Origin of the sequence: Sphingomonas sp. Leaf4 (assembly GCF_920939515.1) — a bacterium.
Taxonomy (GTDB): Bacteria; Pseudomonadota; Alphaproteobacteria; order Sphingomonadales; family Sphingomonadaceae; genus Sphingomonas.
Window position 1 is genome coordinate 314,432 of the sequence record NZ_CAKLBB010000001.1, and the last position, 20,607, is coordinate 335,038.

28 protein-coding genes are annotated in these 20,607 nt (G+C 70.0%); 23 read left to right on the forward strand and 5 right to left on the reverse strand.

Annotated features, from left to right (window positions below):
• Window positions 1–6: 6 nt before the first annotated feature.
• The 23 genes from LRA89_RS01330 (at window position 7) to LRA89_RS01440 (ending at window position 15,227) form a co-directional block, all read left to right on the forward strand.
• Window positions 7–702 carry a flagellar hook-basal body protein gene (locus LRA89_RS01330; RefSeq protein ID WP_230635792.1) on the forward strand — a complete coding sequence of 232 codons (696 nt, stop codon included), beginning with the start codon at window positions 7–9 and terminating at the stop codon, window positions 700–702.
• Entirely contained in the window at window positions 699–1,472 is a 774-nt protein-coding gene (locus tag LRA89_RS01335; RefSeq protein ID WP_230635794.1) for a flagellar hook-basal body protein, read from the forward strand. Before LRA89_RS01330 ends, LRA89_RS01335 begins: the two co-directional genes overlap by 4 nt.
• Window positions 1,473–1,493: 21 nt before the next feature.
• Window positions 1,494–2,132, forward strand: coding sequence for a hypothetical protein (locus tag LRA89_RS01340; RefSeq protein WP_230635796.1), 639 nt, complete (start codon window positions 1,494–1,496; stop codon window positions 2,130–2,132).
• Entirely contained in the window at window positions 2,129–2,683 is a 555-nt protein-coding gene (locus LRA89_RS01345) for a flagellar basal body L-ring protein FlgH (protein WP_230635798.1), read from the forward strand. Before LRA89_RS01340 ends, LRA89_RS01345 begins: the two co-directional genes overlap by 4 nt.
• Complete coding sequence (flgI, locus tag LRA89_RS01350; RefSeq protein ID WP_230635800.1) at window positions 2,683–3,798, forward strand: flagellar basal body P-ring protein FlgI; 1,116 nt, start codon at window positions 2,683–2,685, stop codon at window positions 3,796–3,798. Before LRA89_RS01345 ends, flgI begins: the two co-directional genes overlap by 1 nt.
• Before the next feature lie 14 nt (window positions 3,799–3,812).
• On the forward strand, window positions 3,813–4,157 hold the full coding sequence (locus LRA89_RS01355; RefSeq protein ID WP_230635802.1) for a flagellar basal body rod protein FlgB: 345 nt from the start codon (window positions 3,813–3,815) through the stop codon (window positions 4,155–4,157).
• Window positions 4,158–4,160: 3 nt separating this feature from the next.
• Entirely contained in the window at window positions 4,161–4,568 is a 408-nt protein-coding gene (locus LRA89_RS01360) for a flagellar basal body rod protein FlgC (protein WP_230635804.1), read from the forward strand.
• On the forward strand, window positions 4,565–4,888 hold the full coding sequence (locus LRA89_RS01365) for a flagellar hook-basal body complex protein FliE (protein ID WP_230635806.1): 324 nt from the start codon (window positions 4,565–4,567) through the stop codon (window positions 4,886–4,888). The genes LRA89_RS01360 and LRA89_RS01365 overlap by 4 nt, the downstream gene beginning before the upstream one ends.
• Entirely contained in the window at window positions 4,885–6,108 is a 1,224-nt protein-coding gene (gene fliF / locus LRA89_RS01370) for a flagellar basal-body MS-ring/collar protein FliF (RefSeq protein WP_230635808.1), read from the forward strand. The genes LRA89_RS01365 and fliF overlap by 4 nt, the downstream gene beginning before the upstream one ends.
• Window positions 6,095–6,418 carry a hypothetical protein gene (locus LRA89_RS01375; RefSeq protein ID WP_230635810.1) on the forward strand — a complete coding sequence of 108 codons (324 nt, stop codon included), beginning with the start codon at window positions 6,095–6,097 and terminating at the stop codon, window positions 6,416–6,418. Before fliF ends, LRA89_RS01375 begins: the two co-directional genes overlap by 14 nt.
• On the forward strand, window positions 6,415–7,107 hold the full coding sequence (locus LRA89_RS01380) for a hypothetical protein (protein ID WP_230635812.1): 693 nt from the start codon (window positions 6,415–6,417) through the stop codon (window positions 7,105–7,107). Before LRA89_RS01375 ends, LRA89_RS01380 begins: the two co-directional genes overlap by 4 nt.
• On the forward strand, window positions 7,104–8,414 hold the full coding sequence (locus LRA89_RS01385) for a FliI/YscN family ATPase (protein WP_230635814.1): 1,311 nt from the start codon (window positions 7,104–7,106) through the stop codon (window positions 8,412–8,414). Before LRA89_RS01380 ends, LRA89_RS01385 begins: the two co-directional genes overlap by 4 nt.
• Window positions 8,407–8,850 (forward strand): hypothetical protein, encoded by a 444-nt coding sequence (locus LRA89_RS01390; RefSeq protein WP_230635816.1) that lies wholly within the window; start codon window positions 8,407–8,409, stop codon window positions 8,848–8,850. The genes LRA89_RS01385 and LRA89_RS01390 overlap by 8 nt, the downstream gene beginning before the upstream one ends.
• Window positions 8,847–9,800, forward strand: a complete 954-nt coding sequence (locus LRA89_RS01395; RefSeq protein ID WP_230635818.1) for a hypothetical protein — start codon at window positions 8,847–8,849, stop codon at window positions 9,798–9,800. The genes LRA89_RS01390 and LRA89_RS01395 overlap by 4 nt, the downstream gene beginning before the upstream one ends.
• The gene (locus LRA89_RS01400; protein ID WP_230635820.1) at window positions 9,800–10,246 is read left to right on the forward strand and encodes a flagellar hook assembly protein FlgD; all 447 of its coding nucleotides are present in this window, start codon (window positions 9,800–9,802) and stop codon (window positions 10,244–10,246) included. Before LRA89_RS01395 ends, LRA89_RS01400 begins: the two co-directional genes overlap by 1 nt.
• On the forward strand, window positions 10,243–11,424 hold the full coding sequence (locus LRA89_RS01405; protein ID WP_230635822.1) for a flagellar hook-basal body complex protein: 1,182 nt from the start codon (window positions 10,243–10,245) through the stop codon (window positions 11,422–11,424). Before LRA89_RS01400 ends, LRA89_RS01405 begins: the two co-directional genes overlap by 4 nt.
• Window positions 11,421–12,125, forward strand: coding sequence for a FliM/FliN family flagellar motor switch protein (locus LRA89_RS01410; protein ID WP_230635824.1), 705 nt, complete (start codon window positions 11,421–11,423; stop codon window positions 12,123–12,125). The genes LRA89_RS01405 and LRA89_RS01410 overlap by 4 nt, the downstream gene beginning before the upstream one ends.
• Before the next feature lie 12 nt (window positions 12,126–12,137).
• Window positions 12,138–12,407 (forward strand): FliM/FliN family flagellar motor switch protein, encoded by a 270-nt coding sequence (locus LRA89_RS01415; protein ID WP_230635826.1) that lies wholly within the window; start codon window positions 12,138–12,140, stop codon window positions 12,405–12,407.
• On the forward strand, window positions 12,395–12,751 hold the full coding sequence (locus tag LRA89_RS01420) for a hypothetical protein (RefSeq protein WP_230635828.1): 357 nt from the start codon (window positions 12,395–12,397) through the stop codon (window positions 12,749–12,751). Before LRA89_RS01415 ends, LRA89_RS01420 begins: the two co-directional genes overlap by 13 nt.
• The gene (fliP, locus tag LRA89_RS01425; protein WP_230635830.1) at window positions 12,748–13,404 is read left to right on the forward strand and encodes a flagellar type III secretion system pore protein FliP; all 657 of its coding nucleotides are present in this window, start codon (window positions 12,748–12,750) and stop codon (window positions 13,402–13,404) included. The genes LRA89_RS01420 and fliP overlap by 4 nt, the downstream gene beginning before the upstream one ends.
• Window positions 13,401–14,129, forward strand: coding sequence for a sigma-70 family RNA polymerase sigma factor (locus LRA89_RS01430; protein WP_230635832.1), 729 nt, complete (start codon window positions 13,401–13,403; stop codon window positions 14,127–14,129). Before fliP ends, LRA89_RS01430 begins: the two co-directional genes overlap by 4 nt.
• Window positions 14,130–14,328: 199 nt before the next feature.
• Window positions 14,329–14,889, forward strand: coding sequence for a hypothetical protein (locus LRA89_RS01435; RefSeq protein WP_230635834.1), 561 nt, complete (start codon window positions 14,329–14,331; stop codon window positions 14,887–14,889).
• Window positions 14,889–15,227 carry a hypothetical protein gene (locus tag LRA89_RS01440; RefSeq protein WP_055758018.1) on the forward strand — a complete coding sequence of 113 codons (339 nt, stop codon included), beginning with the start codon at window positions 14,889–14,891 and terminating at the stop codon, window positions 15,225–15,227. Before LRA89_RS01435 ends, LRA89_RS01440 begins: the two co-directional genes overlap by 1 nt.
• Here the strand turns inward: LRA89_RS01440 and LRA89_RS01445 are convergent, their stop codons facing one another.
• The 5 genes from LRA89_RS01445 to fliQ are packed head-to-tail and all read right to left on the reverse strand — an operon-like array spanning window position 15,228 to window position 20,466.
• Window positions 15,228–16,343 carry a tetratricopeptide repeat protein gene (locus LRA89_RS01445; RefSeq protein WP_230635836.1) on the reverse strand — a complete coding sequence of 372 codons (1,116 nt, stop codon included), beginning with the start codon at window positions 16,341–16,343 and terminating at the stop codon, window positions 15,228–15,230.
• A 4-nt stretch (window positions 16,344–16,347) separates the two neighbouring features.
• A complete protein-coding gene (locus tag LRA89_RS01450; RefSeq protein ID WP_230635838.1) occupies window positions 16,348–18,390 on the reverse strand; it encodes a flagellar biosynthesis protein FlhA in 2,043 nt (680 codons plus the stop codon).
• 5 nt (window positions 18,391–18,395) lie between these two features.
• Entirely contained in the window at window positions 18,396–19,445 is a 1,050-nt protein-coding gene (locus tag LRA89_RS01455) for an EscU/YscU/HrcU family type III secretion system export apparatus switch protein (RefSeq protein WP_055758026.1), read from the reverse strand.
• Complete coding sequence (locus LRA89_RS01460; protein ID WP_055758029.1) at window positions 19,445–20,200, reverse strand: flagellar biosynthetic protein FliR; 756 nt, start codon at window positions 20,198–20,200, stop codon at window positions 19,445–19,447. The genes LRA89_RS01455 and LRA89_RS01460 overlap by 1 nt, the downstream gene beginning before the upstream one ends.
• Window positions 20,197–20,466 carry a flagellar biosynthesis protein FliQ gene (gene fliQ, locus LRA89_RS01465; protein WP_055758032.1) on the reverse strand — a complete coding sequence of 90 codons (270 nt, stop codon included), beginning with the start codon at window positions 20,464–20,466 and terminating at the stop codon, window positions 20,197–20,199. The genes LRA89_RS01460 and fliQ overlap by 4 nt, the downstream gene beginning before the upstream one ends.
• Window positions 20,467–20,607: the final 141 nt, after the last annotated feature.

A 20,607-nucleotide genomic window follows, 5' to 3' on the forward strand; every position in this document is an offset into this window, starting at 1 on the left:
CGTGCAATGTCGGGACTGGTAGAGTCCGCCAGCGCCATCATGCGGATGGCCGAGCGGCGGTTGGATGTCGTCGCCCATAATGTCGCCAATCTGGCGACGCCGGGCTACAAGCGACGGGTCGGCTTCGCACAGGCGCTGCGCGATGGCGCCAGCGTCGACGCACCGGCGATCGCCACCCGGTTGCAGCAGGATCAGGGCCGGATCACCGAAACGGGCAACCCGTTCGATCTGGCGATCAGCGGCGATGGCTATTTCCGGCTGCGCGCGGGCGAGACCACGCTTTTCACCCGGCAGGGCCAGTTCCGGCGCGATGCCGACGGACGGCTGATGACGCCGCAGGGCTATGCACTACAACAGGCGGGCGGCGGCGACGTGATCCTCGATGCCGCGACGATGCGGCTGGAGCGCGACGGCACGATGATGGCGAACGGCCGCGCGCTCGCCCGGCTCGCGATCGAACGGCCGGTCGATCCCGCCGCGCTGCGCATCGTTGGCGAAACCTTCGTCGCGGGCGAGATGCAGGAGGCATCCGACGCGATCGTGCGGCAAGGCGCGATCGAAGCGTCCAACGTCTCGCTCGGCGACGAGATGACCGGCAGCATGGCGGCGGTCCGCGAGGCGGAGAACGGCGCGAAGCTGATCCAGCTCTACGACGAACTGATGGGCCGGGTCGTCACGACCTTCGCCGGGGGCGGGCGATGAGCAGCGCCTATCACGTCGGCGCGGTCGGCCTGCGCACCCAGCAACTGGCGCTCGACGCGCTGGCCAACAACATCGCCAACATCAACACCGCCGGCTTCAAACGCTCCGACGTGCGCTTCGCCGATGTGGTCGCCAGCGCGGCGGACGGCGGCATGCCGATCGCCGACCTCGCCTCCGCCGCGCCGACGCTGGCCGGGGTCGCGCTCGACGTGCAGTTCATGCTGAACGACCAGGGCGAGGTGCAGCGCACCGGCACCACGATGGACGTGGCGATCGAAGGTGCCGGCCTGATCGAACTGATGGGCGCGGATGGCCGCACATTGTTGTGGCGCGGCGGTCGCCTGACCATCGGCGAGAGCGGGCAATTGTCCGGCCCCGCCGGCCTCGCGCTCAAATCGGCGATCACCGTGCCCGACGAAGCGTCCGACCTGACCATCGCCGCCGATGGCACCGTCCGCGCGGTGCTGGCGCAGGACGCCGAACCGGTCGTGCTCGGCCAGATCCAGTTGGTGCGGGTGAACGATTCGGCATCGCTCGAGCGGCTCGACGGCGGGCTGTACCGCGTGGCCGACGATAGCACGCTCGATGCCTTCGCCCCCGGCGAGGACGGGACCGGACGGCTGGTGCAGGGCGCGATCGAACGATCGAACGTGCAACTGACCGAAGAGATGGTGCGGATGATGCTGGTGCAGCGCGCCTATGCCGCGAATGCCCAGATCCTTCAGGCGGCCGATCAGATGATGGGCATCGCCAACGGCCTGCGCCGCTAGGGCCTTGGGGGAGCAAGCGACATGATGCTGGGCCTGGGAATGAGCTTCGTCATCGCCGCGACGGTGACGGTCGATCGGCGCGAGGTGACGGTCGGCGATCTGGTGCGCCACGCCGATGGCCGGCACTTTGCCGGGACGGGCGAAGCGCTGGCGGTGCTGCGCCTGCCAGCGGCGCGGCGGCAGACCGTGCTACCTGCGGCATCGCTCGCCGCGCTGGTGCGGCGGCGGTTGCCGGCGCTCGCCATCACGTCCGATGGCACGACGACGATCACGCTGCGACCGAACCCCGATACGGCCATGCAATGCTGGGCTACGCTCCGCGCGATTGCCGCAGATGAGGCGGTGACGCGCCGCGAAGTCGCCGCCGTGCCCTGCCTGACCGGACAACCCACCGCTGCCATGCGCACCGCGCGCGATGGCACCGCCTTCCTTGCGACCGCGCAACCCGCCGGCACGCCGCTCGGTCGCTTCCTGCCCGCGCCGGTGACGCGGATCGCTGCGGGAACCGCGCTGACCCTGCGGTCGGTCCATGGGCCGGTCGCGATCGAACGCCCGGTCGTAACGATGCAGCCGGGTCGTTCGGGCAATCGGGTGTTCGTCCGCGACGGCGCGGGCCGTGTCTTCGCCGCGCCGCTGACGATCGCGGAGGACGCGCGATGATCGCCGCCATCCTCGCCGCCACGCTGCTGCTGCCCGCCGACGATCTGTATCGCCGCGGCCGGTGGAACGCGCTCGCGACCGATCAGCGCGCGGGCGAGATCGGCGACGCGCTGACCGTCATCGTCTTTCAATCGGCGGAGGCGAGCAACACGCAACAGACCACGACGCGCAAGGCGACCGATCTCGATGCCTCGATCGACGCCGGATCGCTCCGCGAAGGCGGCCGGGCGACGATCGGCGGCGGCTTCACCGGTCGCGGCGATGCCCGGCGCAGCGAACGACTGGTCACGCGCCTCAGTGTCACCGTCAGCGACGTCCTGCCCAACGGCGACCTGATCGTGACGGGGACGCAGCGGATGCAGGTGAACGGCGAGCGGACCGAAGTCCGCCTGCGCGGCCGCATCCGCCCGATCGACATCACGCCCGACAACGCCATCTTTTCCAGCCGGATCGCCGATGCCGAGATCGATTACGGCGGGCGCGGCTTCGTGTCGCGCGGGGCGGGGCCGGGATTGCTCAACCGGCTGTTCAGCCTGCTGGGGCTCGGCTGATGCGGCGCGTGTTTGCCTTGTTGCTGGCGCTCGCCGCCCCGCTGCCCGCCGCCGCGCAGGAGGTGCCGCTCAAGGCGCTCGGCCGGTTCGACGGCTGGCGTGAGAATGCGTTGGTCGGCTACGGCCTCGTCATCGGCCTGTCGGGATCGGGCGATACCCGGCAAAGCGCGGTGACGCGGCAGGCGCTGCGCAATGCGCTCGGACGCCTGGGCACCAACGTCGAATCCGCCGAGATCAGCAGCCGCAACGTCGCGGTGGTGATGGTCACGGCTACGCTACCGCCCTCGGCCAACGTCGGCGACCGGATCGATGCGACGATCGCCTCGATCGGCGATGCCCGCAGCCTTGCCGGCGGTACGCTCATCATGACGCCGATGCTGGGGCCGGACGGACGCACCTATGCGCTGGCGCAGGGGCAGTTGCTGGTCGGCGGCCACCGCTTCGACAGCCAGTTGAACCGCGAACAGCGCAACTATCCGACATCGGCGATCCTTCAGGGCGGGGCGACGATCGAGGCGTCGGTCGACAGTTCGATCCTGAAGCCCGGCGGCGAATTGTCGTTCCTGCTCGCCGAACCCAGCTTCTCGACCGCCGAGCGGATCGCGGCGGGGATCGCGGGACGGCTGGGTCCCGGTATCGCGTGGGCGCGCAACGCCGATGAGGTGCGGGTGCGCTATGCCGGACCGGCGGCGAACCTCACCGCGTTCCTTGCCGACATCGAACGGGTAACGGTGCGGCCCGACGCCCCGCCGCGCGTCGTCATCAACGAACGCACCGGCACCGTCGTGGCGGGCGGCGACGTGACGCTGTCGTCGGTGGTCATCGCGCAGGGCGACATCAAGATTTCGGTGGTGGCCGAAAATGTCGCATCGCAGCCTGATTTCTATGCCGGTTTCGCCAGCGATCCCGGCGGCGTGCGCAGTCTGGTCGTCACCAACACCCGGCTGAGCGTCGCGCAAGGGGCGGGCGACCGCACCTTCCGCTTCCCGAGCACCACCATCGCCGATCTCGTGCAGGCGCTGTCCAACGCCCGCGTCGATACCCAGCGGATGATCGGCATCCTTCAGGCGATCAAGGCGGCGGGTGCGCTGCACGCCGACCTCGTCATTCGTTGACCGGAGCTTTCGTGATGAACGCCGATACCTCGCAACTGATCGTCAAGGCGCTCGACGGCCTGACCGCCCGTGCCGAGGCGACCGCGGCCAATATCGCCAATGCCTCGTCGCCCGGCTATCGCCCGGTGCGGGTCGCGTTCGAGGACGCGCTGCGCCGTGCGGCACCGCAGGGGCCGGCCGCGATCGCCGCGGTCCGGGCCGAGACGCTGCTCGCCGCGACGCCCGCCTATGGCACCGAGATGCGAGTCGACCTCGAACTTGCCACCGCATCGGACACCGCGCTGCGCTACTCTGCGCTGCTCGACATGCTCGGCCGGCAGGGCGCGATCCTGCGCAGCGCCATCGCCGGGGGGCGCTGAGTCATGAACGCCGCCGCGATCAGCCGGAGCGGGCTCGACGTCGAATGGCAGCGGTTGCAGGTCATTGCCGCCAACCTCGCCCATATGAACACCAGTGCCGCCGATGGTCAGCCCTATCGCGCGCAACGCCTTCTGTCCGGCCCGGCCGGTGGTTTCCCCGGCGCGATGCGCGGCGCGCAGGGTGTCGTCGCACAGGGACTGGCCCCGATGGCCGGCAGTCTGCGCCGCGTCCACGAACCCGGCCATCCCCATGCCGATGCTGAGGGGTTCGTAACCTATCCCGACATCGATCAGGCGGGGGAGATGGCGCTGATGATCCGTACCGCCCGCGCGTACGAGGCGAACCTGACCGCGCTCGGCATCGCGCATCAGATGATGACCCGCGCGCTCGATCTGGGGAAACAGGCATGAGCGTCGCCGCCATCCCCGCGCTGGCCGGTATCGATGCAGCACCGCTCGCGCTGCAACTGGGACCCGTGCTGTCCGCGCCGCCGCCCGCTACCGTCGCCGCGCCCGACTTCGGCGCGATGGTCATGGCTGGCCTGCGCGGCGTCGATGCGAAGCTCGCCAGTGCAGACGCGCTCGTCCGCCGTTTCGCGGTCGGCGACGACGTGCCGCTGCACCAGGTCACGATCGCGCTCGAACAGGCGCGGCTGTCGGTCGAACTCGCGATGCAGGTCCGCGCCCGGCTGGTCGAGGGCTACCGCGAACTGATGAACATGCAGTTGTGAGCGACGCGGTGCTTCCCTCCTCGCGGCGGCAGTGGGTCGTCATCGGCGCGGTGTTCGCGGCGGTCGTACTGCTGCTCGGCCTCGGCTATTTCCTGTTCCTGCGCGGCGGCTATGTCGTGCTGGCCGACGGCGTCCGGCCGGGCGAGGCGGCGGCGATCGTCGCCGAACTCGACAAGCGCGGCACGCCCTATGACCTGCGCGACGGCGGCACCACCATCCTCGTCCCCGATGACGAGGCCGACGCGACCCGCCTGGCGCTCGTCCGCTCGGATGCGGCGATGGCCGGGCAGATCGGCTTCGAACTCTTCAACAAGTCCGACATGGGGCTGACCAACTTCGCGCAGAAAATCAATTACCAGCGCGCGCTTCAGGGGGAACTGGTCCGGACCATCATGGCGATGGACGGCGTCGAGACGGCGCGGGTGCATCTCGCGCTGCCCGAGCGGGCGTTGTTCCGCGACGACCGGACCGCGCCGAGCGCCGCCGTCACCGTCGCGATGCGCGCCGGGCTGACCCCCGATCCGGGGCGGGTGGCGGGTATCCAGCGGCTGGTGTCGGCGGCGGTCGCCGATCTGCCGGCCGAGCGGGTGGTCGTGCTCGACGGCGATGGCCGCGTCATCAGCCAGGGCGCCAGTGCCGCACCGGTCGCCGATGCGGGCGCGAAGGGCGCGGTCGAGCAATATTACCGCGCACGGGCGCAGGCGGCGATCGATAGCGCGCGGCCGGACCTGCGCTATCTGCTCCGCGTCCTCGCGCTGCCGCAGGGCGACACGGTGATCGATCCGGCGCGCTGGACACCGGGGGAACAGGGCGGCAGCCGCGATTTCCGGCTGCGGATGACGCTGGTCACGACGCAGGCCGTCGACGCCGACACCCAGCGCCGCTTGCATGAGGTCGTCACCCCGGCGGTCGGCCTGAGCGAAACGCAGGGCGACGTGCTGCTGTTCGAGACGGGATCGATCGATCAGCCCGCCGCCGCACCCATGATGACCGCGACGCCGCGCATCGTGACCACCCCGCTGCCGACGACCGATCCGGTCGAACCGGCGACTGGCTGGCCCAGTGCGTGGTGGCTCGCACTCGTCGCGCTGCTCGTCGTGGCCGGCATGACGTGGCGTCGCCGCACCGCGAAGGCGATGCCCGAGCATGAACGCGATGCCTTTGCCGATGCGTTGCGCCGGCAGTTGGCGCGGGAAGGGGCCGATGATGGCCGCCGCTGAATTGACGCTCACGGCACTGGTCGAGCGGTTGCGCACGCTCGCCACCCCCGACCGACAGGCGATTCTCGACACCCTGCCACCGGCCGAACGCCGCCGGATCGCGGCGCGGATCGATGAGGCGGCCCCGTCACCCTATGGTCCGGCGATCGCCGCGCGGATCGCCGCCTGTACGGACGATGACGCCATGACTCCCGCCGCGCGTGAGGCGCTGGCACGGGCAGCGCGGCGTCCCGATACCGTCGCGGTGGTGGCGCGTGGCCCGACGCTGTTCGACCGGATGGTCGGACGAACCGGAGCGCGCCGGTCATGACCATGGTCCTGAAAGATGCCGCCGGACAGGGCGGCACCGTCCGTCGGCTGAGTGCGACGGTGCCCGCCGTCCCGGTGCCGCCGCCGATCGATCGCCACGCGGAAGCGCTGGCGGCGGCACAGGCTGAAATCACTCGACTGCGGACCGAGAGCGAGCGGTTGCGCCGGCAACTGGCGGACGCCGCCACCGCGACCCGCACCGCCGTCGTCGAGGCGAGGAAGGCCGGTCACGCCGAAGGCCATGCGGCCGGCCTCGCCGCCGCCGCCGACCGTGCGGCGGACCGGATCGCGCTGCTGGCCAAAGGTGTAGGAGAGGCGGGCGCAAGGATCGACGCGCGGCTGGCCGATATGGACCGGCTGGCGGCGGCATTGATTCACGCCGCGCTCGCGAAGCTGTTCGCCGACCCCGACGCGATGGCGGCAATGGTGGTCGCTACCGTCGCGCGGCACGCTGCGGTGCTGCGCGACGGCGCGTTGCTGTCGCTGCGGGTGAGCGGTCGCGATTTCGCCGATACCATGGCGATCGAAGCAGCGCTGGGCGATGGCGCGGTGCCGGTCGTGCTGTCGATCGATCCCGCCCTGCCGTCGGGCGCATGCCGTGCATCGTTGCGGTTGGGGGCGGTCGATCTCGACGTGCCGGCACAGGCCACGCGGCTGCTGCGGCTGATCGATGCGATGGCGGACGCATGACGCCGCACCGCTTCCTCGACGCCATCGCCGCCCATGCGGCGGTCGTGCCCTATGGCGAGGTCCGCCGGGTCGCCCCCGGCCGGATCGAGGCGAGCGGCCCTGCCGCGACGGTCGGCGATCTGTGCGCGATCGGCGAGGCCATGCTGCTCGCCGAGGTCGCGGCGGCGGGCGAGGACGGGTTGATCCTCGTCCCCGTTGCCGAAGCCGGGGACATCGGCGTCGGCGCGCGGGTCGAACGGTGGCGCGCGGCGGAATCGGTCGGCGTCGGCGATAGTTATGCCGGGCGGGCGATCGATGCGCTGGGGCGGCCGATCGACGGCGGCGGGCCGATTGCCGCGACGCGCTTCCAGCGTCCGCGCGGCGATCTGCCGCCGACGCTCGATCGCGTCGCGCCGCACCGCGTGCTGGAAACCGGCATCCGCGCGATCGACGGGTTGCTGACGCTCGGTATCGGCCAGCGCATCGGCATCTTCGCGGCGAGCGGGGTCGGCAAGACCAGCCTGGTCGAACAACTGGTCGCGCAGAGCGATGCGACGCGCTGTATCCTCTGCCTCGTCGGCGAGCGCGGGCGGGAGGTCGAACAGTTCTGGGCAAGCGTCGCGTCGCGGCGCGACCGGGATCGCTTCACGATCGTCGCGGCGACATCGGACGAAAGCGCGGTGTTGCGCGCGCGGTCGGTATCGGTCGCGCTGTGCCTTGCCGATCATTGGCGCGGGCAGGGCGAGCATGTGCTGCTGGTGATCGATTCGGTCACGCGGCTGGCGATGGCGCTGCGCGAGATCGGGCTGGCGGCGGGCGAGCCGCCGACGGCGCGCGCCTATACCCCCAATGTCTTCGCCGCGCTGCCACGGATGGTCGAGCGCTGCGGCGCGGTGCGTGGGCAGGGCGCGATCACCGCGGTGATGACGGTGCTCAGCGAAACCGACGAGGTCGACGATCCGATCGTCGAGACGATGAAGTCGCTGCTCGACGGCCATATCGTGCTGTCGCGCACGCTGGCCGAACAGGGGCATTTTCCGGCGATCGACCTGCCGCGCAGCGTCAGCCGGCTGGCGGGCGGATTGATGGCACCCGATCAGGCACATGCCGCACGCGCCGCCGTCGCGCAGTTGAGCCTGTTCGATGAGGCGCGGGTGATGATCCAGAGCGGCATCTATCAACGCGGCAGCGATGCCGCGACCGACGCGGTCATCGCCGGGCGCGAGGCGCTGCTGGCATTCCTGCGCCAGCCGAACGACCGCGCCGTCCCGATCGCCGAGACGAAGCGCGCGCTGCTCGCGATGATGCGGGGAGCGGCGCATGGCTGACCGGCGGCAGGCGATGCTGGCACAATGCCGCAGCGCGATTGGCGCGCGCCGGCGGCAGGCCGAGGTGCGGCACGCCGATGCGCTCCGCGCGCTGGATGCGGCCGAGGCGGCGCGGATGCAGGCCGGCGAAATGCTGCACGCCGCCGAGCGCGATTGGAACGGGCAGATGCGCGCGCGGTTCGATCCGTTGCTGGGCGTGCTGCTTGGTCGCGAGCTGCGCGAGCGGGCCGAACAGGTGGTGCGGGCGGACCGGCTGGCACGCGATGCCGCCACCGCCCGCGCCGGAACCGAAGCGGCATGGCGCTGCGAGGATGGTCGCTGGCGGATGCTCGACGACGCGGTCGCCGCCGCGAGGGCCGATGCAGCGCGACGGGCCGACGAGGCGCTGCTGACGGCGGCGGCCGACCGGCTGTGTTTCCAATGGAGCGCGCGATGATCCCGCCGCTGTGGGTCCAGCCACCGGCCGGTCCGGCCCGATCGCTCGTCGCGCCGCCGCAGGATGGCATGGCGGGAGCGCCGACCTTCGCGATGCTGCTCGTGCCGCCAGCGGTTGCCGAACCGTCGTCGTCGGTGCCGGTCGCGCTGGCCGTCGCCTCGGCGCAGACGGATGACGCGGAGCCGCCGACGATGGCGGGGCCGTCGGCGCTGTCAGCCGAAATACCGTCCTCCCCGTCATCGCTCGAAAGCCATCCGGTGGTGCCGCGTGACCTTGCGCCGGTCGTGGTCGACGCGATCGTTTCGCCGCTGCACGACGTGACCGTGGCCGGAGTGCAGCCTGCCGATACCCGGCTTGCTGCGGTCGATGGCGTGCCGATCGGGGCTGCATCGAATCATGTAACAGATGCCCGGGCGCGCGTTTTCAATCAGGACGGATTTTTCGGGACGGGGGTCATCGTTGCAGAAGCAACCGAACCGCCCGTGCAGGCTTCGTCGGCTGCCCTGCCGCAAGCGGCGGTGCTCATAGTCGGTAAGATGTCCGGAGAAGCTGCCCTGCCGGCGCTGGCCGAACGGACGACGATAACCGCCAAAGCATCGTTCGCCGGGACGATGGCCTCGCCCCCGCCGGTCCCGACACGCAACGGGCAAGCCGCATCGGGCGGATCGATCCTGCCGGTCGTCCTCGCCCGGACGTTCGCGAAGAACACGCCAGCGCGGGTCGCGGTTCTCACGCCACCGCGTCGCCCTATAGTACCGCCCCCGACCGCGTTCGTCGCAGTGGCGGTGCAGGCGGTAGCGCACGGGATCGACGTCGTCGCGCGGATCGATCGCCACGATCCGGCCGCCGGCCGCCTGTCGGACGAGATTGCCGCGCTGCTGTCGCGCCATGGCTATGCGCCGGGCCGGATCGCGGTGCTCGGGCCCCTCCAGCTACCCAGGGAACGCTGATGCAGATCGCCCCCACTACCCCGGCCACCGGCAGCGACCCCGCGCCGGCCACGACCACCGGCGCAACCGCTGCCAGCAGCGCCTTCGGGCTCGGCTTCGATGCGCTGCTGAAGATCATCCTGACCCAGTTGACCTATCAGGACCCGCTGAAGCCGATGGACAATTTCCAGTTCGTCTCGCAGCTCGCGCAATTCTCGCAGGTCCAGCAGGGGCAGACGACCAACGACCGGCTTCAGGCGCTGGTCGCGGCGCAGGCGACCACCCAGGCGGCGAGCCTGCTCGGCAAATATGTCGACGTGCCCGCCGGGACCGCGACCCTGAGCGGCACGGTCAGCGCGGTCGCGCTGTCGAACGGCACGCCCAGCGTCACCATCGAAACCGACGACAAGCGAACCATCAGTGGCATCGCCATCGCCAGCCTATCGCAGATCAGGGAGAAGAAATGATGTTCGGTGCGATCTATATCGGGCTGAGCGGCCTCAACGCCTATTCGCGCGGGCTGCAACAGGTCAGCAACAACGTCGCCAATCTGAACACCACCGGGTTCAAGGGGGCGAACGTGACGTTCCAGAACCTGACCGGGGCGGGCGGCGGCGGCGGGCTGGCGCTGACCGGGGCGAAGGGTGACGGCGACGGGGTGGAGGTCGGCGAGGGCAAGCTGAGCTTCAAGCAGGGCGAGTTGCGCGCCAGCGACCGCGATCTCGACCTGTCGGTCGACGGCAACGGGTTCCTCGTGCTGCTCGACGGCGACCGGACGCTGTTCGCGCGCACCGGCAGCTTCGAGGTGAACGGCGATGGCCATGTCGTGCTCGCCGGCACCGATTATCGGCTGGCGACACTGGGCGCGGACAACCGCCCGGTCAGCCTGTCGATCGATCGCCAGCGCACCAGCCCGCCCAAGGCGACGACGAGCGTCACCTTCGCCGATAATCTGTCGTCGGGCGCGGCCAGCTTTACCGTCGGCGACCTCAAGGTGACGGACGCCGGCGGGACGCAGCACGTCTGGACGGCGGCCTTCGCCAAGGATGCGGCGGCCACCGGCAATGCGTGGAACGTCACCGTCACCGACGCCAAGGGCGCGACGATCGGCACCAGGGCGCTGACCTTCACCGGCGGCATCGTCGATCCGGCGAGCGCGAAGCTGCGCTTCGGCGATGCGGCGGCGGGGCTCGACGTCGAGTTCGACTTTTCGGCCGGGGTCACGTCGTTTTCGGGCGGCGAGGTGTCGACGCTGCGCGCGAGCAAGGTGGACGGCTATGCCGCCGGCACCGTCACCGGGGTCGCGACCAACGCCTCGGGCCATCTGGAACTCAGCTATTCGAACGGCCAGAAGGTCGATCTGGGCGCGGTGGCGCTGGCCGACTTCCGCGATCCCGGCACGCTCGAACAGCGGCAGGGCGGAGTGTTCGCGCAGACGAGTCCGGGCGAGCACGCCTTCCTCGCCAGCAGCGATCCGCGCGTCGGGCAGGTGCGTTCGCGCCGGCTGGAGGCGTCGAACGTCGATCTGTCGCAGCAGTTCGGCGACCTGATCCTGATCCAGCGCGGGTTCCAGGCGTCGTCGCAGATTGTCAGCGTGTCGAACGACATGATCCAGCAGCTCTTTGGCATCCGGGGGCAGGGGTGAGCGACGCCACCCCTTGGCTGCCGGCCGGTGCCGTGCCACCGGCCTCGCTCCACGCCGGCCTTGCGGCACGGGTCGAGCGCTGGGCGGGCCGCTGGTTCGCGCTGCGGCCGCCGGCGTTGCAGGCGCCGGTCCGCGGCAGCCCGGCGGGGTTGCAGTGGCGTGGCAGCGGCGGAGTGATGATCGGCACCGCCGTCGACGCGATGATCGCCATCGGCGCGCGGATGCTCGACGTGCCCGCCGAGGATCGCAGCGAGGCCGAGCGGCAGTTGCTGGCGGAGGTCGCCGAGCCGTGCCTTGCCGAGCTGCGCACGCTGATCGCCGAGCGCGGCGACTGGCGGCCGGTGACGACGCTTCCGGCATGGAGCGCGACGATCGGCGAGGTACTCGCCATCGGCTGGAGTGCCGGGCAGTTCGCGACGCTGATCCGGCAGGGGCTGCCCGCAGCCGCACCGTCGCCGTTCGCCTCGCCGGTGCCGGCGCTCGCGGCGTTGCGGGTGCGGGTCGGCGCGGCGGCGGGGCGGGTGGCGATGACCGTCGCCGATCTCGCCGCCCTCGCGCCGGGCGATGTCGTGGTGCTGGACACCGGGGTCGCCGATCCGCTGCCGATCACGCTTAACGGCCGCGCCGCCGCGCGCGGGCGGGTGATGGTCGTCGCCGCCGACCCCGCGCCGTTCCTGAAAATCGTCGAACCTCTAGGCTGAACGAGATGCGCGTTGACCGATAGCAAAACCTCCACTTCCAAGATCAGCCCCAAGCTGATCGAAACCGTCGCGGTCGAACTGGACGCGGTGCTGGGCCAGGCCGGCATGACCGTTGGTGAATTGACCGCGTTGAAGGCGGGCGGCGTCGTCGCGCTCGACGCGCCGCTCAACCGGCAGGTCGAGCTGCGGCTGAACGGCGTCGCCGTCGCGCGCGGCGAGCTGGTCGCGGTCGACGACCGGTTCGGCGTTCGGATCGAGGATATTGTGGCATGGCCGGCCTGATGCTGCTCGCCGCCAGCGCGGCGAGCGCACCGCGACTGGCGGGCGGCGGCGCGCTCGACATTTCGCTGACTCGCATCGTCGCGGCACTGGTGCTGTGCCTGATGGCGGCCGCGCTGGCGGCGATCCTGCTCAAGCGTGGCGGGGGACGGATCGACCTGTCGCGGCTGGGCATGCTGCGACGGACGGTGCGCGAACGGCGAATCGCGGTGATCGAAAGCCGCCGGATCAGCCCGCACGCCGACCTGTGCCTGCTGCGCTGCGACGGCAACGAATATCTGATCCTGTCGTCGGCCACCGGGCAACAGATCGTCCGCGCCCGGCCGGTCGGCGAGGGCGCGGCATGACCATTGCTCCGCTGCTCGACGGTGCGATCGGCAGCGATGTCGTGCGCACCGCGCTCATCCTGACGCTGCTGGCGGTGGTGCCGGCAGCGATCATCAGCATGACCAGTTTTGTGCGTACCGTCATCGTGCTGTCGATGGTGCGCCATGCGTTCGGCATGCCCGAAACGCCGCCCAATCCGGTGCTGGTCGCGCTGGCGCTGTTCCTGACCGCGTTCACGATGGCGCCGACGTTCGAGCGGATCAACGCCGACGCACTGCAACCGCTGATCGCCGGGCGGATCGGCGTGGAGCAGGCGATGACCGCCGGCACCGCGCCGCTGCGCCGGTTCATGCTGGCGCAGACCCGCGACGCCGATCTGGAGGCGATCTACGCGATCAGCAAGACGCCGCTGCCCGCGCGCGCGGAGGATGTCGAGACGCTGAAGCTCGCCCCCGCGTTCATCCTCAACGAACTGCGCGTGTCGTTTACCATCGGCTTCGTCATCCTTCTGCCGTTCCTGCTGATCGATCTGGTCGTCGCCAGCATCCTGCTGGCGCTGGGCATGATGATGGTGCCGCCCGCCACCATCTCGCTGCCGATCAAGATATTGATGTTCGTGCTGATCGACGGCTGGGGGCTGGTGTTGCAGGGGGTGCTCGGCAGTTTCCGATGAAGGCACGTTCGGGCCTCGACATGCTGCTGGTGCCGCCGCGGGTCGAGGCGTCGCTGTGGCGCCGGCTGCGGCAGAACCGCGAATGGCGCTGTCGCGAGGCGTTGTTCGAGCGATACCGCGCGCTGGCGCGGGGTATCGCCCGGCGACAGCTCCATCGCCGGCCGCACCACGGCACCGAACTCGGCGATCTGGAACATTTCGCCTATGCCGGACTGCTCCAGGCGATCGATCGCTATGATCCATGGCGCGACGTGCCGTTCGGGGCCTATGCCCGGCGGCGGATCGTTGGATCGATCGCCGACGGCGCAGCGCGGATGAACGAAACCGACGCCTGCTACCGCGAACGGCGGCGGCAGGAGGTGGAGCGCGGCGGATCGCTCGTCGAAGACAGTGACGCGGCCGATCCGGTCGCCGCGCTCGGCGCGCTGGCGGCGGGGCTGGCGATCGGGCTGATGCTCGAACAGACGACGCTCGTGGTGGTGGGGGAGGGGGTGGACCCCCGGCCCGATGCGTATCAGTCGCTGGCATGGCGCGAACGCAGCGCGCTGCTGGGGCTGGCGATCGACGATCTGCCCGAACGCGAGGCGACGATCATCCGCCAGCATTATGGCGCGGGGGTGAGCTTCACCCATCTCGCGCAATTGCTCGGCCTGTCGAAAGGGCGGGTTTCGCAACTACATGCCGCAGCACTCGCCCGGTTGCGGCGACGGCTACACGACACCTAGAGCGGCTTTCGACCATGTTGCACCATCGTCATCGCCCTGGCGGGCGACCGCCGACGCGGCGGGCCGCTTTCGATCCGTGGCGGCGTTGCTCGTCGGTTACGATGCTTTGGCATCGCGCCCTCCTCGCGCCTTGCCACGAACCGAAATCGTCGCCGTGCCGATGATCCAATATGATCGAAAACCGCTTCAAGGAGGAACGATGACCGAGTGCAGCGACGAGGATATGGGGCGGCTGATCGCGGCGGCGCAGGACGGCGGTGGTGACGCGCTGGCGATCGCCAACCGGCTGATCGAGCGCCATCCGGGCGATGCGCGGCTGCATTTCCTGCGCGGGTCGTTCCTCGCCGCCGCCAACCGCCCGATCGAGGCGCATGCGGCGCTGGCGCAGGCGGTGGCGCTCGCCCCGGACTTCGCGCTGGCCCGGTTTCAACTGGGGCTGTTCGAACTGACGTCGGGTGAGGCAGCGCGGGCGATGGCAACATGGCAGCCGCTTGGGTCTTTGCCGGAAACGCACTATCTGACGCGGTTCGTCGCCGGGCTGACCCACCTGATCCACGATCGCTTCGCAGACGCGCGCGAGGCGTTGCTGGCGGGGATTGCCGTCAACAACGAAAATCTGCCGCTCAACCGTGACATGCAGTTGATCGTCGACCAATGCGCCGCCCTTCTGCCGACCATCGAAACGCCGGCACCCGGCGAGGCGGCATCGGCGACGTCGTTCCTGCTCGGCCAGTCGGGCGGGCATGGCACGATGCACTGATGACGCGGGTTACGGGGACCGATCAGGTCCTGCTGCTGCTGCGCGAACGACTGGCGCGGGGCGGCGCGACCAGAGATGCGTCGCGGAGCGGGCCGCTTGCCCGGCGCGAGCGTGCGCCGGTCGCCCGGCTGCGGGCGATGGCCGGCTTCGACGCGCTCGACCCCGACGAGCGCCGCCGGGCGGTGGTGCAGGGGCTGCTGATCGAGGAACTGGGCGAGGCGGTGGCCAATGACGCCGGGTTTCAGGCGATTCTCGGCGACGTGATGCGGATCATCGGTGAGATGCCCGGCGGCCCGGACCTGATCGACCGCGCGGCGACGGCGCTGCGCGGCCGGTAGTTATTGCTGGCGGCTGATCTGCCCGAGCGCGTCGGCGATCGTCCGGCCATCGGCGTTGATCGGTGTCGCCAGCGCGAGCGCCACGATCCGCTCGGCCTGTACAGCATCGCCGTCGCTTGCCGCCAGCATCGCGGCGGCGAGCGCGGCGGAAAAGGATTGCTGGTCGAGCCGGACCGCCACTGCGATGCCCGACCGGGCGGCGGCGGTATCGCCCGCCAGCAGGTCGAGCACCGCCATCGAGCCATGCGCCTCGGCAAAATTGTCGTCGATCGTCAGCGCCCGCGCGAAGCGTTCGCGTGCCGCCGCCCGGTCGCCCGCCAGCAGCCATGCCCAGCCGGCCGCGATCCACGATCCGAGATGCTCGCCGAAGATCGCCGCACCGCGATCCAGATCGGCGGCGGCGGCGGCGAAATCCTGGCGGTGGAGCCCAACGAGGCCCCGGCCGACCCAGGCGCGGCCGTTGCCCGGATCGCTCGTCAGCGCGGCATCGAACCGGTGCGCGGCGGTATCGGCATCCGCCGCATCGAGCGCGAGCACGCCCTGCGTGACCAGCGCGGCAGGATGCGATCCGGCGCGCTGCGCTGTCATGCGGGCCAGCGCCATGTCCTCAAGGTCGATCGCCAGCGTCGAAACATCGGCGTTCAGCCCGATATGATCGGGGAAACGATCGATCGCGGCACGCGCGGCGGCTTCGGCGGCGTCGAGGTCGCCGTGGTGGTGGAGCAGACCGACGTGCAATTGCGCCGCCTGCGGGATCTGCGCGACCACCGCGTCGTCGAGCAACGCCAGCGCCGCGTCGGGACGCCCGGCCATCGCGTGTGACCATGCGAGATTGAAGCGGATCGCCGGTGCGTCGACGCCGAGGTCGAGCAACCGGGCGAACGTGTCGCACGCCGCGTCCCAGTCCTGCCGCGCCATCGCCAGCAACCCGCGCAAATGGGTCATCGCCGGGCCGGGGCCGGCCAGCGCGTCGTGCCGGTCGGCGAGCGTTTCGGCCATGTCCCATTCGCCGGCGGCGAGGGCGGCCTGCGCGGTGTCGGCGAGCAGCGCGATATTGTCGGGATCGGTCGCGAGATAGGCGGCGAGCCGCGCATGGGCTTCGGCGGGCGTGGTCATGGGATCAACCCTGCGGTTCGAGGCGGACGATGTCGAAGGATTTGAGCGTGATCCGCATCGGGATCTCCCCCACCGACAGGATCGACAGATTGGGCAGGCTCCGCCGGGTGAGCGTGCGCAGATGGCGGCGCAGTTCCGCGCCGCACAGCAGCACCGGCGCGCGGCCTTCGCGGAACATCGCTTCGGTCAGCGGCACCAGCTTGCGCAGCAGTTGCTCGGCGAGGCGCGGATCGAACGCCATCGCCGTGCCGCCGCCGGCCGAGCCGAGGTTGGCGGACAATTGGTTTTCCAGCCGGGGATCGAGGCTCAGCACCGCCAGATCGGCGTGGCGGCCGCGCAGCTTGTGGCAGATCGCATAGGCGAGGCGCTGGCGCACCGCTTCGGTCAGCTCGATCGGGTCTTTCTGCGTTCGCGCCAGATCGACCAGATGCTCGACGATCAGGTCGAGATTGGCGATCGACACCCCTTCGGACAGCAAATTCTGCAACACCCGCTGGATGTCGGAGACGGAGAGGATCTGCGGCACCAGTTCCTCGACCAGTCCGGGCTGCCGTTTGCGCACGCCGTCGAGCAGTGCGACGACGGTGGCGCGGGTCAGCAGCGTCGCGACTTCCCCCCGGACGATCTCGCCGAAATGGGTGGTGAGCACCGTCAGCGGATCTATGATCGTGCAGCCGCTGGCGCGGGCGGCATCGGCGGCGGCGGGGGCGATCCACCATGCGGGCAGACCGAAGGCGGGGTCGACCGTCTCGATCCCGTCGAGCGCGGGACGCTGGCCGTTGGCGGGAACCGCCAGCACGCGATCGGGATGGATGTCGGCGGCGCCGTGGCGCGCGCCGAACAGGCGGATTTCATACTGATCGTCGCCCAGCCCCTCGCCATCCTCCAGCCGGACGGCGGGGAAGGCGATGCCGAACTGGTCCTCCTGCACCCGACGCAATCCGGCGATCCGGTCCATCAGCAGCGCGGCGTCGCCGGTCCAAGTGGCGGACAGGCGGCTGCCCAGCCGGATTTCGATCGGTGGCATGTTGCCGGTGTCGGCGGCGACCTCCTCGTCGAGCGGTGTGCCGACCGCTTGCCGGCGGGCGCGGCGGATGCGCCACCATGCGCTGCCGGCGAGGAGGGCGATGACCACGATCGGCCATTTGGGCATGCCGGGCAGCAGGAGCAGCGCCAGCAGGACGATCGCGACGATTACCGGGATGCGCGGCACCGATCCCAACTGGCGGAACACTTCGGTCGACAGTTCGCGGTCCGACGCGGAGCGGGTGACGATGATGCCGGTCGCGATCGAGATGATGAGGGCGGGCAACTGCGTGGCGATGCCGTCGCCGATGGTCAGCAGCGTGAAATGCTGGAGCGCTTCGGACCATGGCATGTCCAGCTGCGTCACGCCGACGATCCAGCCGGCGATGATGTTGATGAGCAGGATGATGATCCCGGCGATCGCGTCGCCCTTCACGAACTTGCTGGCGCCGTCCATCGCGCCATAGAAAGAGGCTTCCTTCTCCAGCCCCTTGCGCCGCGCCACCGCCTCGTCGCGGTCGATCAGGCCCATGTTGAGGTCGGCGTCGATGCTCATCTGTTGCCCCGGCATCGAATCGAGCGTGAAGCGCGCGGCGACTTCGGACACGCGCTGCGCGCCGCTGGTGACGACGACGTACTGGACGACGACGAGGATCGAGAAGACGACCAGCCCAATGACGAAATTGCCACGCACCGCGAATGCGCCGATCGATCCGATCACCTCCCCCGCGTCGCCGCCGGTCAGGATCAGCCGCGTCGCCGCGACGTTGAGCGACAGGCGATACAGCGTCGCGACCAGCAGCAGCGAGGGGAAGGTGGAGAATTCCACCGGCTTGGCGACGTAGAAGGTCAGCAGCATGATCGTCAGCCCCAGCCCGAAATTGGCGATGATCGCCAGATCGAGCAGCGCGGGCGGGATCGGCGCGAACAGGATGACGAGGATGCCGATCGTCGCGATGACGAGGGTCAGGTCCTTGTTGCCCTTGGGCAGCGTGGGCAACGCCGGGGTGGCGGTGGGCATGGGGGTCAGGTCCGTTGTAGCGCGATATAGAGGGCGGCGACGGCTTCGAACCGGTCGGGCGGGATGGTCGCGCCGATCGCGCAGTCGCGGAACAGCGCGCGGGCGAGCGGCGGATCGGGAAAGATGCGCAACCCCCGCCACCCCGCTTCCTCGCGCAGCCGCAGCGCATAGGCGTTGCGGCCCTTGGCGCTGACCTGCGGTGCGATCATGCCGGCGGGATCGTAGCGCAGCGCGACCGCGAAATGCTCGGGGTTCACGACCAGCAGGTCGGCCCCGACCAGCGTGCCCTTGCCCGCTTGGGTCATTTCGCGGTGCAGTTGCTTGCGGCGTTGCTTGATGCGGGGTTCGCCCTCGCGTTCGCGCGATTCGCGCGTCACGTCGCGGCGGCTCATCCGCATCTGCTTGGTGAACTCCCGGCGGACGAGCAACTGGTCGAGGATCGCGAAGCCGACCCCGACCAGCAGGAAGAAAAAGACCAGTCGCAGCCCGGCCGCGCGCAGCAACCCGGCGATCCGTTCGCCGTCCCCCGCCGCCTCGGCCTGCGTTGCGACCGCGCCACGCACCACCAGCCAGGTGACGGTGGCATAGGCGGCGAACTTGGCGATGCTCTTCAGCGTCTCTTTCAACAGGCGGAGCGAAAACAGCCGTTTCAGACCCTTTGCCGGGTTCAGCCGCGACCAGTCGGGTTTGAGCGGATGGAGCGTGAACAGGAACCCGCGCAACTGGATCAGTTCGAGCAGCACGACGATCGCGACCAGCGTGCCGCCGAGCAGCATCAGCGGCGACAGGATCGTGCCATAGAGCTGGCCGAGCAGTCCGGCCGCCCCGGTGGGTTCGTCGGCGATCGCGAACCCGCTCGACAAGGCGGTCCGCATCGCCTGCGCCAGCGTCGCGATCAGCGCAGGGCCGGCGATGAGGACGAAAGCGGCGAGCGTGACCAGCGTCGCGAGATAGCCCAGCTCGATGCTGCGCGCGACCTGTCCCTTCTCGCGCGCCTTTTGCAGTTTGAACGGGGTGGGCGCCTCGCTGCGATTCTGTTCGGACCCCTCGGCCATCAGGCGATCGCCGCCATCGTGTCGAGCGCATAGGCGATCAGCGTCGCGAACAGCGATCCCGACAAGGCCAGCGCGATCGGCAGCATGATGAGGGTCGCCAGCGTCTTGACCTGAAAGCCGAGCAGCAGGACGTTCATCTGTGGCAGGGTGCGCGACATCAGCGCGATGGCGAGGTCGAGCAGGAACAGCACCAGCAACACCAGCCCCGCCAGCCCGAAGGCGAGCAGGAACACCGCCGAGACATAGCCGATCAGCACGTCGCTGCGCGCCATGTCGAACGCGCTGCCGAGCGGCGCGCGTTCGAGCGACGCCGCCCAGATCGCCAGCAGCCGCGCCGGGCCATCGGTGGCGAAGAATACCGCCCCCCCGGCATAGGCGAGGACGGTGCCGATCAGCGGCAACTGGCTGCGCAGCGACGGATCGACCAGCACGGCAAGGCCATAGCCCGCCTGTATATCGATCGTCCGTCCGGCCACGAGTAGTGCTGCAAACGCCAGTTGCAGCGCAAGCGCCAGCGCGATGCCGAGCAGCAGTTCGCCCGCCGCCACTGCCGGAAGCGCGGCTTGCCAGCCGGGCGCGCGCCACGTTGCCTGCGGGTTGCCCGCGACCAGCCATGTCGCGAGCGCCACGGCCAGCAGCACGCGCACGATCGCGGGAATACGGATCAGCGTGAACGGCTGGGCAAAGGCGAGCGTCGGCGCGATGCGCAGCGACACCAGCAGCGTCGCCACCGCCTGAAGCACGAAGCCGTTCATCCGACCAGTGCCGGAATGGCGAGATAGAGGCCGCGCGCGAAATCGGTCACGCGGGTCATCATCCACGGACCGAGCACGATGACGAGCCCCGCCGCGACCAGCAGCTTGGGCACGTAGCTGAGCGTCGCTTCCTGAATCTGCGTCGCGACCTGAAACACGCTGATGACGAGCCCGATCGCGAGGGTGGCGAGCAGGATGGGCGCGGTGACGATCAGTCCCTGCCACAGCATGTCGTCCAGCAGATTGAGCGCCCGGTCGGCTTCCATCCCAGTCCCCGTCATTCCCGTCGGCGGCCATAGGCGCAGGCGGGAGGCGGGGCATTGCCAACTGCCACCATTTTCGATCGAACGGCCGCTAAACTTCTCCGCTTTGCCCGCGACTGGGGAATGGCGACACCGGCATGGGAG

What these genes read in the sequence shown, in the direction of transcription:
- LRA89_RS01330 (WP_230635792.1), top strand. Translation starts at nt 7, where the DNA reads ATGTCGGGACTGGTAGAGTCCGCCAGCGCCATCATGCGGATGGCCGAG.
- LRA89_RS01335 (WP_230635794.1), top strand. Translation starts at nt 699, where the DNA reads ATGAGCAGCGCCTATCACGTCGGCGCGGTCGGCCTGCGCACCCAGCAA.
- LRA89_RS01340 (WP_230635796.1), top strand. Translation starts at nt 1,494, where the DNA reads ATGATGCTGGGCCTGGGAATGAGCTTCGTCATCGCCGCGACGGTGACG.
- LRA89_RS01345 (WP_230635798.1), top strand. Translation starts at nt 2,129, where the DNA reads ATGATCGCCGCCATCCTCGCCGCCACGCTGCTGCTGCCCGCCGACGAT.
- flgI (WP_230635800.1), top strand. Translation starts at nt 2,683, where the DNA reads ATGCGGCGCGTGTTTGCCTTGTTGCTGGCGCTCGCCGCCCCGCTGCCC.
- LRA89_RS01355 (WP_230635802.1), top strand. Translation starts at nt 3,813, where the DNA reads ATGAACGCCGATACCTCGCAACTGATCGTCAAGGCGCTCGACGGCCTG.
- LRA89_RS01360 (WP_230635804.1), top strand. Translation starts at nt 4,161, where the DNA reads ATGAACGCCGCCGCGATCAGCCGGAGCGGGCTCGACGTCGAATGGCAG.
- LRA89_RS01365 (WP_230635806.1), top strand. Translation starts at nt 4,565, where the DNA reads ATGAGCGTCGCCGCCATCCCCGCGCTGGCCGGTATCGATGCAGCACCG.
- LRA89_RS01375 (WP_230635810.1), top strand. Translation starts at nt 6,095, where the DNA reads ATGGCCGCCGCTGAATTGACGCTCACGGCACTGGTCGAGCGGTTGCGC.
- LRA89_RS01380 (WP_230635812.1), top strand. Translation starts at nt 6,415, where the DNA reads ATGACCATGGTCCTGAAAGATGCCGCCGGACAGGGCGGCACCGTCCGT.
- LRA89_RS01385 (WP_230635814.1), top strand. Translation starts at nt 7,104, where the DNA reads ATGACGCCGCACCGCTTCCTCGACGCCATCGCCGCCCATGCGGCGGTC.
- LRA89_RS01390 (WP_230635816.1), top strand. Translation starts at nt 8,407, where the DNA reads ATGGCTGACCGGCGGCAGGCGATGCTGGCACAATGCCGCAGCGCGATT.
- LRA89_RS01395 (WP_230635818.1), top strand. Translation starts at nt 8,847, where the DNA reads ATGATCCCGCCGCTGTGGGTCCAGCCACCGGCCGGTCCGGCCCGATCG.
- LRA89_RS01400 (WP_230635820.1), top strand. Translation starts at nt 9,800, where the DNA reads ATGCAGATCGCCCCCACTACCCCGGCCACCGGCAGCGACCCCGCGCCG.
- LRA89_RS01405 (WP_230635822.1), top strand. Translation starts at nt 10,243, where the DNA reads ATGATGTTCGGTGCGATCTATATCGGGCTGAGCGGCCTCAACGCCTAT.
- LRA89_RS01420 (WP_230635828.1), top strand. Translation starts at nt 12,395, where the DNA reads ATGGCCGGCCTGATGCTGCTCGCCGCCAGCGCGGCGAGCGCACCGCGA.
- fliP (WP_230635830.1), top strand. Translation starts at nt 12,748, where the DNA reads ATGACCATTGCTCCGCTGCTCGACGGTGCGATCGGCAGCGATGTCGTG.
- LRA89_RS01430 (WP_230635832.1), top strand. Translation starts at nt 13,401, where the DNA reads ATGAAGGCACGTTCGGGCCTCGACATGCTGCTGGTGCCGCCGCGGGTC.
- LRA89_RS01435 (WP_230635834.1), top strand. Translation starts at nt 14,329, where the DNA reads ATGACCGAGTGCAGCGACGAGGATATGGGGCGGCTGATCGCGGCGGCG.
- LRA89_RS01440 (WP_055758018.1), top strand. Translation starts at nt 14,889, where the DNA reads ATGACGCGGGTTACGGGGACCGATCAGGTCCTGCTGCTGCTGCGCGAA.
- LRA89_RS01445 (WP_230635836.1), bottom strand. Translation starts at nt 16,343, where the DNA reads ATGACCACGCCCGCCGAAGCCCATGCGCGGCTCGCCGCCTATCTCGCG.
- LRA89_RS01450 (WP_230635838.1), bottom strand. Translation starts at nt 18,390, where the DNA reads ATGCCCACCGCCACCCCGGCGTTGCCCACGCTGCCCAAGGGCAACAAG.
- LRA89_RS01455 (WP_055758026.1), bottom strand. Translation starts at nt 19,445, where the DNA reads ATGGCCGAGGGGTCCGAACAGAATCGCAGCGAGGCGCCCACCCCGTTC.
- LRA89_RS01460 (WP_055758029.1), bottom strand. Translation starts at nt 20,200, where the DNA reads ATGAACGGCTTCGTGCTTCAGGCGGTGGCGACGCTGCTGGTGTCGCTG.
- fliQ (WP_055758032.1), bottom strand. Translation starts at nt 20,466, where the DNA reads ATGGAAGCCGACCGGGCGCTCAATCTGCTGGACGACATGCTGTGGCAG.